This is a genomic window from Streptomyces sp. NPDC029044 (assembly GCF_040637495.1).
Classification (GTDB): domain Bacteria; phylum Actinomycetota; class Actinomycetes; order Streptomycetales; family Streptomycetaceae; genus Streptomyces.
The window spans coordinates 1-15,144 of sequence record NZ_JBEZWN010000108.1 but is presented as its reverse complement, the minus strand read 5'-3'; the positions used below and the strand labels follow the sequence as shown (position 1 = coordinate 15,144).

Sequence of the window (15,144 nt, the reverse complement as noted above, 5' to 3'; positions counted from 1 at the left end):
ACCCTGTTCGGCTGCACGATGGCCCCGGGCTTCACCTTCGCGGGCTACGAACACGGAGAGCCGTGCCCGCGCGTTCCCGCCGGAGCTGAGCGCCGCCGCACCGACACCCACGAGACGCCGAGGTCCCCCATGCGCACGGCATGGGGGACCTCTCACGTCGCACCGTGGGTCAGGCGTCCTTCGGCCCGGCCTGCTGCACCACCTCGAAGGACCACAGCGTCGAGCCGCTCGCCGCCGGCTTCGGCCGCTCGCCGCCCTCGCCGCCGCCCTGGTGGGCGGACTTCATGGGCCCCTCCATCCAGGCCTGGAACGACTCCTCGTCACGCCACCGGGTGTAGACGAGGTAGGTGTCGGTGCCCTCCACCGGGCGCAGCAGCTCGAACCACTCGAACCCGTCGGAGTTCTCCACGGCGTGCGCACGGGAGGCGAACCGCTTCTCCAGCGTCTCCCGCTGCTCGGCGGGCACGGTCAGCACGTTGATCTTGACTACGCTCATGGGCCCCATCTTGCCCGATGGCGGATCTGCGCAGGTTGAGCCCCCGCCTCTCCAATGTTTTGAACGCGTTCAAATATGGGTTAGGGTCGTTCTCACACAGCGAGGGGGAGACCTTCATGAAGTTCGTGATGCCCGGTGGCACCGGACAGGTCGGCACCGTCCTGAAGCGCGCGCTGAGCGCTGCCGGACACGACGTCGTGGTGCTCACCAGGCACCCCGCCGGACCCGGCGAAGTGCAGTGGGACGGCGCGACCACGGGGCCCTGGGTGGCCGAGATCGACGGCTGTGACGTCGTGGTCAACCTGGCCGGCCGGAGCGTGAACTGCCGCTACACGCCCGCCAACCTCCGGCAGATGATGGACTCGCGGGTCCACTCCGCCCGGGCCGTGGGCGAAGCCGTCGCCGCGGCGCGCAAACCGCCCCGGCTCTGGCTGCAGATGAGCACCGCGACCGTCTACGCGCACCGCTTCGACGCGGCCCACGACGAGGCCACCGGCGTGATCGGCGGCACCGAACCCGATGTCCCCGGCTACTGGGGGTACAGCGTCGACATCGCCAAGGCCTGGGAACGCGAGCTGGAGAGCGCGGACACGCCGCACACCCGGAAGGTGGCCCTGCGCGCCGCCATGGTGATGAGCCCGGACCGCGGTGGCGTCTTCGACGTCCTGCTGCGCCTGGCCCGGCTGGGTCTCGGCGGCCCGGTCGCCGGTGGCGCCCAGTACGTGTCCTGGATCCACGACCGGGACTTCGTCCGGGCGGTGGAGTTCCTCGTCGCCCGGGACGACATCGAGGGCCCGGTCAACCTCGCCGCGCCGGGCCCCGTGCCGCAGCGCGCCTTCATGCGCGCCCTGCGGGCCGCGTCGGGCATCCCCGTGGGCCTGCCCGCGACGCGCTGGATGGCGGAGCTGGGCGCGTTCGTCCTGCGCTCGGACACCGAACTGCTGCTGAAGAGCCGCCGTGTCGTCCCCGGCCGCCTGCTCGAAGCGGGCTTCGCCTTCGAGCACCCCGAGTGGCCGCCGGCCGCGGACGACCTCGTACGACGTCTCCGCGGCCGTGCGGCGGGGTGACCCGGTCAGCTCTGCCGCTTGCCCTGCTCCAGGGCCTTGCCGGTCATGTCGGTGACCTGCCCGGCCGGCGGCTCGTCCGCCTCCACCTCGGTACCGAAGTCGGTGAAGTCCATGACCGTGCGCACCGTGACCTTCTCGGGCGCGGACGAGGCGTCGGCGGAGGACCGCTGCGTCGCCTCCGGGGCCTTGACGGTCATGTCGATCTGCTGGCGGCGCATCCGCCCCTCGTCGTCCAGCCAGACATCCATCGGCAGGGTCGGGCCGACCTGCTTGCGCAGGGTGTCTCCGTTCGGCAGTTCGGCGACGTCGACGGAGACGCGGTAGTGCGTCGTCTCCACACCGTTGAGCGTGGCCGTGCCCTTCTTGGTCACGTCCTTGTCGGTGATCGCCTTGGCGTACGCCGCGGACTGGGCCGGATCGCTCATGGACTGGTCGCCGGTGCCCTGCTGGGCGGCGACCTTCCTCAGGTCGATCTTGATCCAGGGCTTGCCGCCGGGCGCTTGGCCCTTGGGCATCTTCTGGTAGAGGACCTCGTCGACCACCCGTTGCTCGATCTGCTGTCCCTGCACCGTGAGCGTCATGACGCTGTCGCCGTCGTCCAGGTCCACCGCGCCCTGCCCGTTCGCGGTCTGCGAGGCGCCCCGGGCCGAGGTCTGCACCCGCAGCTTCACCTTGGCGGTGTCCTCCTCGGCCGTCCTGTCGTAGGCCGACCGCACCGCGTGCGTGCCCTGCTCCCGGGCGGCGGCGCTCGATGACGCCGAGGTGCCCTGCGCGCCGTCGCCCGAGTCACCGTCGTCGCCGCAGCCGACGAGCACCGTCCCCGCCAGGGCTCCCGCGACGCCTAAGGCACAGACCCGCCTGCCGTTTCCCGCCCTGCCCATCGAACCAGCTCCTCTCAGGTGTGTGTGATGCGGCTCAAGTGCCCAAGCCGGGCAGGAACACACCTGTGGGCCCGAAGAGTTGGAAACCAGGAGGAACAGGCGCCCCGGTCAGTGGCCGCGGCCCCTGAGCTTGCCGAGGAGGCGCTGGGCCTGGGCCCGCTTGCGGGGGTCGGCCGCTGCCCGTCGTGCCTGCTCCGCGGCCCGCCGGCCCTGCGGGCTCCGGGCGAACTCCTTGATGCGATTCAGCATTCCGGCCATGACGCACTTCCTTCCTGTGGCGGTGTCGCTTGTCTGTAGTGCGCCTACCCCTGCGGCGCCGTGCTCAGGCACACCCCCGCCCGGTCGGTGCGCGGCCGAATGTGTTTGCCGCCGGAGTCAGAGGCAAGTCGGTGTCCATGACTGAACAGAACAAGCGCACGAATCAGAAGGCGACCACCGTACGGACCGCCGAGTCCAAGGCCCGCGGCACGGCGGACAAGGCCACCGCGTCGGCGTCCCAGGCGGCGAAGGGCGCCGCGGACAAGGCCGGTGAGGCGGCGTCAGCCGCCAAGTCCGGCGCTGAGCGCTCCACCGAGACGGCGAAGGCGGCCGCGCAGACCGCGGCCAAGGGCGTCGAGGCGGGCCGGCAGGCGGTCGTCACGGCCTCCGGACACGTCGCCACCACGGCGAAGACGGCCTGGACGGTCATCGCCCACCGCAAGCTCGTGGCCGCCGGGGTCGGAGCGGGCCTGACCGCCCTGAGCGCGGCGTCCTACGCCGTCGGCCGCCGCGCGGAACGCGGCGCGCACGGCCCCCTCACCCGGCTCACCGGCGGGCGGATCTGAGCACGGCCGGCGCGATGCACGTGCCGGCACGAGGGAAGCAGGCGGCGCGGCGCGCCACCGGGAGCCCCGGTGGTCCGTGGCGCCGCCTCCTCGTGCTCCGGACCACCCCCTCCCGCCTGCGCGGGCGCACATCCGTCCCGTACCGGGGTGCCCCTCTCGCGCGGCACCACGGTGACGAGGAAGGATGAGACCGCAAGCGAACGATCAACCCTACGGAGGAGCGGGCCCATGCAGCACGAGCGAGCGGGAAGTCCGGCCGGACCCGAAGATCTCGTCGATGTGGCTCGGCTGGTCACCGCGTACTACGCGCGCCGCCCCGACCTGGACGATCCGGGCCAGCGCGTCACGTTCGGGACCTCCGGACACCGCGGATCGTCTCTGGCAGCCGCCTTCAACGACGACCACATCGCCGCGACCAGCCAGGCCATCTGCGAGTACCGCGCCGGGCAGGGCATCGACGGCCCGCTCTTCCTGGGCGCGGACACCCACGCCCTGTCGGAGCCCGCACGCGTGACCGCCCTGGAGGTGTTCGCCGCCAACGAGGTGACCGTGCTGATCGACGACGCGGACGGCTACACGCCCACCCCGGCCGTCTCGCACGCCATCCTCACCCACAACCGGAGCCGCACCACCGGCCGCGCGGACGGCGTCGTCGTCACGCCCTCCCACAACCCGCCCGCCGACGGCGGATTCAAGTACAACCCGCCCAGCGGCGGCCCCGCCGCGTCCGACGCGACCTCCTGGATCCAGGACCGGGCCAACGAGATCATCCGGGGTGGCCTGAAGGACGTACGGCGCGTCCCCTACGCCCGCGCCCTCGCGGCCCCCACCACCGGCCGCTACGACTTCCTCGGCACCTACGTCGCCGACCTGCCCGGCGTGCTCGACCTGGATGCGATCCGCGCGGCCGGTGTCCGCATCGGCGCCGACCCGCTCGGCGGTGCGTCGGTCGCCTACTGGGGCCGCATCGCCGAACAGCACCGCCTCGACCTCACCGTGGTCAATCCGTACACCGACCCCACCTGGCGGTTCATGACGCTGGACTGGGACGGCAAGATCCGTATGGACTGCTCGTCGCCGTACGCGATGGCCTCGCTCATCGAGCAGCGCGACCGCTTCCAGATCTCCACCGGCAACGACGCCGACGCCGACCGGCACGGCATCGTCACCCCGGACGCCGGCCTGATGAACCCCAACCACTACCTGGCCGTCGCCATCTCCTACCTCTACGCCCACCGGGACCGTTGGCCGGCCACCACCGGCATCGGCAAGACCCTGGTCTCCTCCGCCATGATCGACCGGGTCGCCGCCGACCTGGGCCGCGAGCTGGTCGAGGTGCCCGTCGGTTTCAAGTGGTTCGTGGACGGGCTGGCGGGCGGCACCATCGGCTTCGGCGGGGAGGAGTCGGCCGGGGCGTCCTTCCTGCGCCGGGACGGCTCCGTGTGGACCACCGACAAGGACGGCATCCTGCTCGCCCTGCTCGCCTCCGAGATCACGGCGGTCACCGGGAAGACACCTTCCGAGCACTACGCGGCCCTCACCGCCCGCTTCGGCGAGCCGGCGTACGCGCGCATCGACGCTCCCGCCTCCCGCGAGGAGAAGGCCCTGCTCGCCAAGCTCTCCCCGGCCCAGGTCAGCGCCGACACCCTGGCCGGGGACGCGGTCACGGCGGTGCTCACCGAGGCCCCCGGCAACGGCGCGGCCATCGGCGGCATCAAGGTGACCACGGACAACGCCTGGTTCGCGGCCCGCCCGTCGGGCACCGAGGACGTCTACAAGATCTACGCCGAGTCGTTCCTCGGCACCGACCACCTCGGCCGGGTCCAGGAAGAGGCCAAGTCCGTCGTGCTGGCGGCACTCTCCGCCTGACCCCGGGCACAGCACAGCCCGGGCCGCCCTCACGTGGCCCGGGCTGAACGCGCTTCAGCTGCGCAGGCTGCGAGCGGGCAGGACGACGTGTGCCGCCGAGGCCATCGCGTCCTCGTCGGAGGTGAAGGCGGCGAGCGTCTCGACGTCACCGGGCTCGGCACCCTGCGGCCACGGCCGGGTGGCGAAGATGAGGTAGGCGTAGCCGAGTTCGCCCACCGTCTCCAGCCAGGTCTCCGGCGGGACGAACTGCGACTTCAGGTGCTGCACGGTGAGGACGGCCGACCCGGGCACGACGAGCAGGCTCACCGGCAGGCTGGGCCGCTGGACCGCGTGGACGAGGCCCTCGCCCAGGGGGAGCCCGGCGCTCTGCAGCAGCTGCTCGATGGCCTTCGAGGTGCCCTCCGGGCCGTTCGCGCCGTCTCCGAGGGAGCAGGCCAGGAGGTAGGGGACGTCGGCCCCGTCGGGGGTCGTGCCGCGCCAGGACTGGACGACCAGGGAGCCCAGGTCGTCGGCGGGCACGGACTGCGTTTCGGGTGAGATCGAGGTCACCGCGGCACCGTATCGGCGTACATTGAGGCACCCGCCCCGCCGTCACCCGACTGGACCAGCCCACGCCGGGCTCTCCACACGAACGAGGGGCCCGAACCCCCGGCGTGCCCGCGATGCAGGACACTGGGTGAAGATCCGACCGGGAAGGACCGACACGTGATCATCTTCGGCACCAAGGGCTACCTGTACCAGCTGGCGATACTGACGCTCGTGTGCGGCCAGTGCGGGAACCCCGCCGCTCACACGCTCAGGAAGCGCATCACGAAGTTCACCCTGTTCTTCGTCCCGCTGTTCCCGATCTCCACGAAGTACCTGACGCAGTGCACCTTCTGCGGAGCGGAGCAGAAGGTGACCAAGGAGCAGGCGGAGCAGCTCCAGGGCCAGGGCACGAACGGCCCGAGCGGCCAGGCGTACGGGCAGCCGCAGCAGCACGACCGGTTCTGATCCCACGGGCCGGACCGCTTCCGGCTCACTGATCACACGCGATGTGGCAACGGACGTATCCCGGGTACTCGGCCTCCACGGGCCCGGACCTGTGTGGGCCGATGGGCCTCCCGCAGTCGATCAGTGAAGACGGAGGCATTCAGATGAGCACCATCAAGGAAACCGTGGAAGTCGGCGTCCCCGTCCACACCGCCTACAACCAGTGGACGCAGTTCGAGGAGTTCCCGAACTTCATGGAGGGCGTCGAGGAGGTCAGGCAGCTGGACGACCGCCACAACCACTGGACGACCAAGATCGGTGGAGTACGGCGCGAATTCGACACCGAGATCGTCGACCAGCTGGCCGACGAGCGGGTCACGTGGCGCACGACCAGCGGAGACACGCACCAGAGGGGTTCCGTCCGCTTCGAGCGCATCGACGACACCCACACCAAGGTGGAGCTCGTGCTGGACGTCGAGCCCACCGGTGCCGTGGAGAAGGCCGGCGACATGATGGGCACGATCGACCGCCGGGTGAAGGGCGACATGAAGCGCTTCAAGCAGTACATCGAGGAGCGCGGAGTCGAATCCGGCGCCTGGCGCGGACGCGTCGAGCCGGGCGGCCCCAGCGGCTCCGGCCCCATCCTCTGACACCAGCCGCGTACTCCCGGAACCCGGTCTCCACGGTGAGGCCGGGTTCTTCTGTGCCCGCATGACCCGTTCCGTTCAAGAAGGCGTGCGGTTTCGGCCAACATCATGACATGCACCTGTCCATATCGGCCTCCCGGTGGCACGCTGCCCCCTGACCGTCCGCAGTGACACCCCTGCCTGACCGGGTGGAGGCTTCCCGCCGCCCGGCCCCCACAGCAGAAGGAGACCGCGTGATAGGCCGATCCCGCAGCCCCCGCCCGTCCGGCGGCGCCCCCGTCCGCCGCTCCGTCCTCGGCGCGCTCGCCGGCATCGCCGCACTCCTGGCGACCGGCGTCACCGCCGCACCGGCGAGCGCCGCGCCGGACCCCGGCGTGACGACCCTCTCGGCGCGGGAACGCGCCCTGGCCTTCTGGACCCCGCAGCGGATGCGCGAGGCCACCCCGCTCGACCTCCTCTCCGTCGACCGCTCCGACGTACGGGCACCGGCGCTGCGCACGGGCAAGGCGACGGTCGTCGCCCCCAGTGCGCCCGCCTCCGCCGCGGGTCCCCTGGCCTTCCCGCACGGCGGCGGACCCTGGTCCGGCGGGGGAGCGGTGACCAAGACCGCGGGGCGGGTGTTCTTCAGCTACCAGGGCCGCACCGCGTCCTGCTCCGGCAACGCCGTCACCAGCGCCAACAAGAGCACGGTGATCACGGCGGGCCACTGCGTGAAGATGGAGGGCGCCTGGCACACCAACTGGGTCTTCGTACCCGGCTACCACGACGGGCAGCGCCCGTACGGCACCTGGGCCGCGTCCAAGACCCTGTCCACGCCGCAGTGGACGGCCAGTGAGGACATCAACTACGACATCGGCGCGGCCGTGGTCGCCCCGCTGGACGGGAAGAAGCTGACCGACGTGGTCGGCGGACAGGGCCTGGCCTTCAACACCGGCTACAACAAGGCCATGTACTCCTTCGGCTTCCCGGCCGCGGCGCCCTACGACGGCGAGAAGTTCATCTATTGCAGCGGCACCACGACCCGCGACTTCCTGCTGTCCAATGACCACGGTCTGAGCTGCAACATGACCGGCGGCTCCAGCGGAGGCCCCTGGTTCACCCAGTTCAGCGAGGCCACCGGGACCGGCCTGCAGTCCTCGGTGAACAGCTTCAAGTACAACTTCTTCCCGAACTCCATGTACGGCCCGTACTTCGGCGCGGACGCCCAGAACCTCTACCAGAGCGCCCAGTCGTCCTGATCCACTGGGAGCCGGGTGCTCCGCCGCACCGTGGTGGAGCACCCGGCTCCGGGCCGTCGCGCGACAGGTCGAGCAGCTCTTCCCCGGCGGGACGCGCCGACCCGGTGTGACGCAGAGAGCAGGAACGACCGGAATCCCGCGGGGATGCGTTGGGCATGCATCGATCGTTTGCCGACGCCCCCACAAGGAGTGAAACCGGCCATGAACGCGCCCGCGACGCCGCCCACCCGCACCGCCCCCGGAGGACTCCCCCTGATCGGCCACGGCCTCCAGCTCGCCCGCAACCCGCTGCCCTTCATCAAGTCCCTGCGCGACCACGGCCCCGTCGTCCGCATACGCATCGGCCCCACCCCCGCCTACGTCGTCACCGACCCCGCCCTGACCCGGAAGGTCCTGGTGACCGACGCCGCGCACTACGCCAAGGGCGGCAAGATCATCGACGCCCTGCGCGTGTTCTTCGGAGACGGCCTCGCCACGATCGCGGACGGCGACGCCCACCTGCGCAACCGGCGTCTGATGCAGCCCATGTTCAACAAGGCCCACATCGCCGACCGCGGTGACGCCATGATCGAGCAGGTGGCCGCGACGGTCGGCGCGTGGCCCGAGGCACGGCCGCGCGATGTGTACCAGGACATGAACGAGGTCACCCTCGCGGCCTTCCTCGTCGCCCTGTTCGGGGCGGACCTGCCCCAGCATCTGGCGGGTGAGTTCACCGCGCTCATGCCGGAGATCATGAAAGGAACGATTCGGCAGACCATCCTGCCGCCCTGGGCGACCCGGCTGCCGCTCCCCGCCAACCGGGCGCACGCCCAGCGGGTCGCCCGCCTGCGCGCCCTCATCGACCAGGCCATCGACCACCGGGCGGGCCGGGCGGCCGCCCCCTCCGCCGACGCGGACGCCGGTGGGGCCGCCGCGGCGGCCGAAGCGGGATGCCCGCACGCCGCGGCCGCCCGGCAGCAGCAGACCGGCCTCTTCGACACCCTGCTGACCGCCGAGGACCCGCTGACCCGCCAGCAGCTCCAGGACGAGGCCATCACGCTGCTGACCGGCGCGATCGAGACCACCGGGACCACGCTGGCCTGGACCCTGTACGAGATCACCCGTCACCCGCCGGTCGAACAGCGGCTGCGCGAGGAACTCGCCACGGTCTGCGCGGACCGCCCCCTGGCCTACGACGACCTGGAGCATCTCCCCTACGCCCGCCGGGTGTTGCAGGAGGCCATCCGCAAGTACGGCCCCGCCTGGCTGGTGACCCGGACCGCCACCCGCGACCTCGACCTGGGCGGCCACCTCGTACCCGAGGGCGCCGACGTGGTCTGGAGTCCGTACCTGCACCAGCACGACCCCGATGTGTTCACCGACCCCGACTCCTTCGACCCGGACCGCTGGACCAACGGCAACGGGCCGGCCACCCGCGGCTCGTTCCTCGCCTTCGGCGACGGCCGCCGCAAATGCATCGGGGAGAACTTCGCCTGGGCCGAACTGCAGATCATCCTCGCGACCATCCTGCGGACCTGGCCGTCCTTCCGGCTCACCTCCCGGGTACCGCGCCCCCAGGCCGTGGTCACGGTCAAACCGGACCGCATGACCATGGAATTCCACCGGCAGCCGGCCCCGGACCGCCGGACGGGCGACGAACCGGCCGGCATCGCGGCGGACCAGGAGCCCGGTCCCGGTACCAGGCCCTCACCGTCCACCGGTTGATCCCGGGGCCGCCCCGGAGACGGCGCCCGGTACGCGGGCAACCTTCGCGTCCCCCGACAGTCTGTCTTCACGGGGGTGTTCATGGGAGAGGACCATCAGATCGCCTTTCTCCTGCGGGAGTCGGCGCAGCCGGACCCGGAGCGGCGCGCGGCGGCGTTGAAGGGACTGGGGAGGATCGGCCGGGCCCAGCACGCCCGCGTGCTCGCCGAAGCGGCCGACGACCCCGAGGCGGCCGTGCGCGCGGCCGCCGCCCTGGGCCTGGGCCGGCTCGGAGTCCCGGAGGCCGGCCAGGAAGTGCTGCCGCTCCTGATGAGCGACGCGGATCCGGGCGTACGGCGCAGGGCCTCGGTCGCCGCCACCCGGCTCGGACTCGGCGGCCCCGCGGTCACCCGGGCCTTCGCCGGCCTGTTGAACGATCCGGACCACCACGTCCGGATCAACGCCCTGGACGGACTGTCGGCCCTGGGCGAGCCCGGGGACGTCACCGCCCTGGCCGCCCTGCTCGGTGACCCGGACCCCGCCGTATGGGGACGGGCCCGAACCCTGCTGTACCGGTGCGGAGAAGACCCGGCCGTACGTGCGGAAGTGATGCGCACGGCCCGCCGGGGCACGGGTGCGGCCCGCGCGCGTGCCCTGGAATGGCTGCCGGAACGCTGCACCGGGCACCTCCTCGACTCACTGCTCACCGGGCTGCACGATCCGTCGCCCGCGGTACGGATCCAGGCCGCCCGGCGCTTGTTCCACGTGGAACAACAGCAGGTACAGGACAAGCTGGCCACAGCCCTGCGCACCGAGGAGCACCCCGAGGCCGCCGCGGGACTGCTGCGGGGACTGGGCGGGCTGGGCGACGACCGCGTGACCGACCCCGCCGTGCGCTGGCTGCGTGATCCCGTCGCCGGGCCCTCGGCGGCGCGTGCCCTGGGCACCGTGGACCCCGGCACGGCCGCCCCGCATCTGCGCGCGGCCCTGACCGACGAGACGCTCTCCCCCCGCACCCGCGCCGCCGCGGCCGCCGCCGTAGGGGCCGCCGGCCGCTGGGACGCGGTGTGGCTCCTGCTGTCCCTCCTGGACGACCCCGACGACGTGCTGCGCGCGGGCGTACTCGACGGCCTGGAGACGCTCGTCGACAACGGCCTCCGCCCCTGGGAGCGCCACCCCGTCGCCTGGGCCCTGACCGACCGTCTGGCCACCGACGACCGGCACACCTGGCGCACACGCAACGCGCTCGACGGCCTCACCCAGGCCCTGCCCGACGTACGGCGCCTCGCGGACAACGCTCCGTCCGGCGAGGTCCTGGCCGCCGCGCTGTCCCTGCTCGACGGCGACGACCCGGCCGACGAGCACACCCGCCACGACGTACGGCGCTTCCTGCGCCGCCTGGACGACCCGCACGAACCGGTCCGCTACGAAGCCGTCCTCGGTCTCGAACGCTGGACGGAGGCCGGCGGTTCGCTGCCGCCCGGCAGCGGGACGGCCCGCGGCCGGCTGGAGGCTCTCACCGAGGACGCCTCCCCACGCCTGCGCCAGGCCGCCGCCCGGCTCCTGGGCGCACTGGAGACCGGCCCACCGTGAGCGGAGCCGACCGGAAAGCACCCGCACCGGCGATTTTCGTCCACCTGCGGTCATGTGCCGCGTGTCGCCCGCCCGGCCGGTCCACACTGGACCCATGCGCGTGGTGATCATGACGGCTGGATCGCGCGGCGACGTCGCGCCGTACACCGGGCTCGGCGCGGGGCTGGCGCGGAGCGGGCACGAGGTCACGCTCGCCACCCACGGCCTCTTCGAGCCCCTGGCCGCCGGATCGGGGGTGCGCTTCCACCCGACCCCGGTCGACCCGCACGCGGTGTCCCACTCCGACCGAGGCCGCGGCCTGCACGCCAGCACCACGGGCCTGGGCAAACTGCTGCGGGCGGCGTCGATGGCCCGCTCCGCGGCCGAGGAGATGACCGACTCCCTCGTCCAGGCGGCCCGCGGTGCCGACGTCGTCCTGGCCGCCGGAGCCGTGGCACCGCTGGGCCGCGCCATCGCCGAGGGGCTGAGCCTGCCCAGCCTGGGCCTGTTCCTCCAACCCCAGCATCCGACACGCGAGTTCGGCGCGCCCATGCTCGGCGGACGCTCGCTCGGCACGCTGGGCAACCACCTGGGCGGACGGGCTGTCATCTCCGCCGTCGACCGGGTCTTCACGCAGGCCATGCACCGGCTGCGCACCCGGCACGGCATGGCCCTGGGCAGTCCCTCCGCGAGCCGCCGGGCCCACGAACGGGCCCACTGGCCCGTGCTGCACGGATTCAGCGAACGGGTGGTGCCCCGCCCCGGGGACTGGCGCCCCGGGCTGGACATCGCCGGGTACTGGTGGCCGCACGACACCCGCACGCTGCCCGGCGAACTGGAGGAGTTCCTGGCCGCCGGACCTCCTCCGGTCTTCATCGGACTGGGCAGCGCGACGGTGCCTGACCCCGCTCACCTCAGCGCCGAGATCGTGCGCGCGCTGCGGACGGCGGGACTGCGCGGCATCGTCCAGCAGGGCTGGGCGGGCCTCACCGCCCACCGCGGCGACGATGACGTGATCACGGTGGGCGACGTGCCGCACGCCCTGCTGTTCCCCCGCACGGCCGCCGTCGTCCACCATGCCGGAGCCGGCACCACCGCCGCCGTCCTGCGCGCGGGCGTCCCCACGATCCCGGTGCCGGTGCAGTTCGACGGCGGCTTCTGGGCGGCGCGCCTGGTCGCCCTGGGGACGGCCCCGTGCGCCGTCCCCCTCAGACGCCTCACCGCCGGCACGCTCACCCCCGCGCTGCGCCGTGCCACGGGCGAGCCCCGGCACCGCGCCCGCGCCCGTGAGCTGGCCCGCGGCCTGGCCGGGGAGGACGGCGTGGCACCCGTCCTGGCCGCACTGGACCGGCTCAGGTCGTGACCACCGCACCTTCGGGAGACGGCATCCCGCGGCGCGAGCGGGCGTGCAGCCCGATCGCCACGGGAGCCGCGGTGAACACCGACGAGTACGTCCCGACGGCGAGGCCGATGAGCAGCGCCAGGGCGAAGTCCGTGAGCGAGGAACCGCCCAGCACGGCGAGTGCGGTGAGTATGAACGCCGCGCCCATGCCGGTGTTCACCGTGCGGGGCAGGGTCTGCAGGATCGCCCGGTTCACGACGCCGGAGAACGGCGATCCGGGGCCGCGCCGGTCCAGTTCCCGGACACGGTCGAAGAGGACGACGGAGTCGTTGACGGAGTAGCCGATGACGGTGAGCAGGGCCGCCAGGAACACCCCGTCGACGGGCTTGCCCAGCCAGGCGAAGACCCCGAGCAGAACGACCACGTCGTGGACGAGGGCGACGACCGCGGCGGAGCCCAGCACCCAGCGGAAGCGCGCCGCGAGGTAGACGAACTGCGCCCCCAGGGCGACGGCGAGCGCGATCAGCGCGCCCTGACGCAACTCCTTGCCGAGGCTGGGGCCGATCAGCTCGTCGCGGACCTTGTCCGCCGGGCCGGCGACCTCGCGCAGGGCGCTCGTGACCTCTTCCTCTTCGGCGCCGGTCAGCGGGTCGGTACGCACCGTCAGACCCGTGTCGCCGGACGACTGCACCACCGCGCGGGGGAACCCGGCGTCGGCGAGGGCGGTCCGGACCCGGCCGGGATCGACGGAGCCGCTGGTGGAGTACTCGATGAGGCGGCCTCCGGTGAACTCCACACCGAGGTCGACGCCGCGCACCGCGAGCCCCGAGCCGGCCAGCACGAGCACGGCCGCCGAGGTGGCCAGCCAGCGCCGGGGCCGGCGCATCAGGAGCGGGTTGCGGCGGGTGAGGCGGTCGCGGACCGCGCCGGTGGTGGCGATGCCGGTGAGTCGGGGGCGGCGGCGTACGCCCGGCCGGCTCGCCGCGAACTCGGCGAGCACCCGGCTGATGACCAGGGCGCTGAACATGGAGGCGAGCACACCGATGCCGAGGGTGACGCCGAAGCCGCGCACGGGCCCGGAGGCCAGGAAGAACAGCAGGGCGGCCGCGATCAGCGTGGTGATGTTGGAGTCGGCGATCGCGCTGAAGGCGTTGCGGAAGCCGGCCGTGAGCGCCGAGCGGATGCCGGGACGGCGGCGTGCCGCGTACTCCTCGCGGGCCCGCTCGAAGACCAGCACGTTGGCGTCCACGGCCATGCCGACGGCCAGGACGAAACCGGCCAGGCCCGGCAGGGTCAGCGTGGCCCCGAGGGCGGCGAGGGCGGCGTAGGAGACCAGGCCGTAGCAGGCCAGTGAGAGGGCGGCGAGGGCGCCCAGCAGCCGGTAGACCACGATGATGAACAGCGAGGTCAGCGCCGTGCCGATGACCGCCGCCCAGGCACTGGCCGTGATGGCCTGCGCCCCGAGGGTGGGGCCGACGGTGCGCTGCTCGACGGTCTCGACGGGCACGGGCAGCGCCCCGCCGTTGATGAGCAGGGACAGTTCGCGGGCCTCCTCGGGGCTGAACGATCCCGTGATCCGGGTGGCGCCGTCCCGGATGCCCGTCCCGCAGGCGATGGAGGGGTCGATCTGCGGGGAGGAGATGACCTTGTCGTCGAGCACGATGGCGACCCGGCGCGCCGCATCGCCCGGCGCCTTGCAGGCGGCCTCGCCGGTCAGGCGCGCCCAGCCGGCCCGGCCGTCGCCCTCGAAGCCGACGGTGACGTGCCATCCGGCGCCGCCCTGCTGGTCGAACCGGGCGGCGGCCTCCTTGACGTCCTCGCCGGTCAGGGACGCGGGCCCGAGGCGCAGCGGAGTTCCGGACTCGTCGGGCAGGACGCGCTGCCCGGGCCGCTTCGGCAGCGGCCGGGACGGGTCGTCGCCGTCGTGCGGGGCGCCGAGCACGGGGTGGAAGGTGAGCTGCGCGGTTCGGCCCAGGACCTCGGCGGCCTTCTTCGGGTCCTGCACGCCGGGCAGTTCGACGATGATCCGGTGATCGCCGGAGCGCACCAGGGTGGGTTCGGCGACGCCGAGCGCGTCGATGCGGCCGCGCAGCACCTCCAGGGTGCGGTCGGTGGCCGCGCTGTCGGCGTCGGCCGTGGGGGTGGAGCGGGTCTCCAGCACGATCTGTGTCCCGCCGCGCAGGTCGAGTCCGAGGCGGACCGGCACCGTGGCGGCGACGTACAGGGACAGGGCGAGCACGGCGAGGGCGAGCAGCGCCCTCACACGCAGGGAACGGTTCAACGGGAACCTCCGGCAGGCACACCTCGGCAGCGGCCGGCGCGGGCCGCGGCGGGGCGAGTCGGGATGTGAACGGGACGGGGCGTCAGGTGCCGGAGGACACCGGGGGTGCGCGCCCCTGCTCCCGGTCCGTGGGCGGCTGCGAGGAGGGAAGGTGCCGGCTCGGAGCCTGCGGCGGGCTGAAGGAGGCCACGCACGAGGGGGTCGTGCTGACCGACGGCGAGTCCGTCGAGACCCGGACGCTGGTGTGGTGCGTGGGCGTACGTCCCGACCCG

Annotated in this window: 15 protein-coding genes; 10 read left to right on the top strand and 5 right to left on the bottom strand. The window is 72.9% G+C overall.

Annotated elements, in window-relative coordinates:
• Positions 1–169: 169 nt before the first annotated feature.
• On the bottom strand, positions 170–496 hold the full coding sequence (locus AB0E85_RS38450; protein WP_361111586.1) for an antibiotic biosynthesis monooxygenase: 327 nt from the start codon (positions 494–496) through the stop codon (positions 170–172).
• Positions 497–612: 116 nt separating this feature from the next.
• Between AB0E85_RS38450 and AB0E85_RS38445 the strand changes: the two genes are divergently transcribed.
• Positions 613–1,563: a TIGR01777 family oxidoreductase gene (locus AB0E85_RS38445; RefSeq protein ID WP_361937407.1), complete on the top strand. Its 951-nt coding sequence runs from the start codon at positions 613–615 to the stop codon at positions 1,561–1,563.
• 5 nt (positions 1,564–1,568) lie between these two features.
• Here the strand turns inward: AB0E85_RS38445 and AB0E85_RS38440 are convergent, their stop codons facing one another.
• Both AB0E85_RS38440 and AB0E85_RS38435 read right to left on the bottom strand, forming a co-directional pair.
• A complete protein-coding gene (locus tag AB0E85_RS38440) occupies positions 1,569–2,444 on the bottom strand; it encodes a hypothetical protein (protein WP_361937405.1) in 876 nt (291 codons plus the stop codon).
• A 108-nt stretch (positions 2,445–2,552) separates the two neighbouring features.
• On the bottom strand, positions 2,553–2,702 hold the full coding sequence (locus AB0E85_RS38435; protein ID WP_361937403.1) for a hypothetical protein: 150 nt from the start codon (positions 2,700–2,702) through the stop codon (positions 2,553–2,555).
• 137 nt (positions 2,703–2,839) lie between these two features.
• On the opposite strand from AB0E85_RS38435, the gene AB0E85_RS38430 reads away from it, so the two are divergent.
• Both AB0E85_RS38430 and pgm read left to right on the top strand, forming a co-directional pair.
• Complete coding sequence (locus AB0E85_RS38430) at positions 2,840–3,268, top strand: hypothetical protein (protein WP_361937401.1); 429 nt, start codon at positions 2,840–2,842, stop codon at positions 3,266–3,268.
• Between the two features lie 228 nt (positions 3,269–3,496).
• Positions 3,497–5,137 (top strand): phosphoglucomutase (alpha-D-glucose-1,6-bisphosphate-dependent), encoded by a 1,641-nt coding sequence (gene pgm, locus AB0E85_RS38425; RefSeq protein WP_361937399.1) that lies wholly within the window; start codon positions 3,497–3,499, stop codon positions 5,135–5,137.
• A gap of 54 nt (positions 5,138–5,191) precedes the next feature.
• On the opposite strand, the gene AB0E85_RS38420 is transcribed toward pgm, so the two are convergent.
• A complete protein-coding gene (locus AB0E85_RS38420) occupies positions 5,192–5,686 on the bottom strand; it encodes a DUF5949 family protein (RefSeq protein ID WP_361937397.1) in 495 nt (164 codons plus the stop codon).
• A gap of 156 nt (positions 5,687–5,842) precedes the next feature.
• Here AB0E85_RS38420 and AB0E85_RS38415 point away from each other — a divergent pair, with 156 nt between their 5' ends.
• The 6 genes from AB0E85_RS38415 to AB0E85_RS38390 all read left to right on the top strand — a co-directional run bounded on the left by AB0E85_RS38415 (position 5,843) and on the right by AB0E85_RS38390 (position 12,612).
• Entirely contained in the window at positions 5,843–6,130 is a 288-nt protein-coding gene (locus AB0E85_RS38415) for a zinc-ribbon domain-containing protein (RefSeq protein ID WP_361937392.1), read from the top strand.
• A gap of 143 nt (positions 6,131–6,273) precedes the next feature.
• Positions 6,274–6,759 (top strand): SRPBCC family protein, encoded by a 486-nt coding sequence (locus AB0E85_RS38410; protein ID WP_361937390.1) that lies wholly within the window; start codon positions 6,274–6,276, stop codon positions 6,757–6,759.
• Positions 6,760–6,989: 230 nt separating this feature from the next.
• Positions 6,990–7,994, top strand: a complete 1,005-nt coding sequence (locus AB0E85_RS38405; protein ID WP_361937388.1) for a peptidase — start codon at positions 6,990–6,992, stop codon at positions 7,992–7,994.
• Positions 7,995–8,195: 201 nt separating this feature from the next.
• Positions 8,196–9,698, top strand: coding sequence for a cytochrome P450 (locus AB0E85_RS38400; RefSeq protein ID WP_361937386.1), 1,503 nt, complete (start codon positions 8,196–8,198; stop codon positions 9,696–9,698).
• Positions 9,699–9,779: 81 nt separating this feature from the next.
• Entirely contained in the window at positions 9,780–11,270 is a 1,491-nt protein-coding gene (locus tag AB0E85_RS38395; RefSeq protein WP_361937385.1) for a HEAT repeat domain-containing protein, read from the top strand.
• Positions 11,271–11,364: 94 nt separating this feature from the next.
• Complete coding sequence (locus AB0E85_RS38390; RefSeq protein ID WP_361937383.1) at positions 11,365–12,612, top strand: glycosyltransferase; 1,248 nt, start codon at positions 11,365–11,367, stop codon at positions 12,610–12,612.
• On the opposite strand, the gene secD is transcribed toward AB0E85_RS38390, so the two are convergent.
• Positions 12,602–14,872, bottom strand: coding sequence for a protein translocase subunit SecD (secD, locus tag AB0E85_RS38385; protein ID WP_361937381.1), 2,271 nt, complete (start codon positions 14,870–14,872; stop codon positions 12,602–12,604). The genes AB0E85_RS38390 and secD overlap by 11 nt on opposite strands.
• 86 nt (positions 14,873–14,958) lie before the next feature.
• Between secD and AB0E85_RS38380 the strand changes: the two genes are divergently transcribed.
• The coding region (locus AB0E85_RS38380; protein WP_361937379.1) for a hypothetical protein at positions 14,959–15,144 on the top strand (186 nt) is incomplete at its 3' end.